At 48.8% G+C, this 641-nt stretch carries 2 protein-coding genes; both read right to left on the bottom strand.

The annotated features are described in order from the left end of the window. Positions 1-176 precede the first annotated feature (176 nt). On the bottom strand, positions 177-404 hold the full coding sequence (locus tag S1OALGB6SA_RS01935) for a hypothetical protein (RefSeq protein WP_124032373.1): 228 nt from the start codon (positions 402-404) through the stop codon (positions 177-179). Then, positions 401-641: hypothetical protein (locus S1OALGB6SA_RS10030; protein ID WP_195910241.1), on the bottom strand; the 241-nt coding region annotated here is incomplete at its 5' end. The genes S1OALGB6SA_RS01935 and S1OALGB6SA_RS10030, both read right to left, overlap by 4 nt.

Below are 641 nucleotides of genomic sequence, written 5' to 3'. Positions count from 1 at the left end.
TCTATCTCTCCTGGACATTCCGGACCCACTTTCTTCCATTTCTTTACTCCTTATATACTTAAGTGCCATTTTCAACCCGTACCCACTTGGACTCACTTCCTTCTTATTCTTTATGGGTAAATAACTTATGTCTCCCTCCAATTTCGGACCCACTTGGACCCACTTCCCTTCTATTCCTATGTAGTATCAATACTTACTTCATTTTCCACTTGGACCCACTTCTCCAGCTCTCCCACCTCCTTGGTGCCTCCTATACGCCTCTCCATCTCACTAGTAGTGGGCAAAAGGCTAATCAGTGTCGGCTCCAAGCCAAGCCCAAGTCCATATAGCTTGGAAGCACCTCGAAGGTTCCCCCGCACCTTCACATACTCCCATTCAGCAAGAAGGCGAAGATTCTTCTTCACAAGTTCGTGTCCAAATCCGCTGTGCTCTCGCAGTTCTCTCTGTGTAATCCAGATTTCTCCCGGGGAATATCAAATCGGAGTGATCGCGATTCAATCAGGCTCCTAACCTCGTCCAACACCCTCTCCGCACCGGCTGGAAGCTTGCCTAAGGTGGAGGGCAGTATCGCGCTCATCAGATGATGAGCTATGCGGTAATCCTCGATGTCGCACTCGATATAGGTGTTACCAACACCAGTG

Origin of the sequence: Olavius algarvensis spirochete endosymbiont (genome assembly GCA_900608495.1) — a bacterium.
GTDB lineage: Bacteria > Spirochaetota > Spirochaetia > DSM-2461 > DSM-2461 > UBA2779.
The sequence above is the reverse complement of the archived record's forward strand: the minus strand, read 5'-3'. Positions and strand labels throughout refer to the sequence as shown.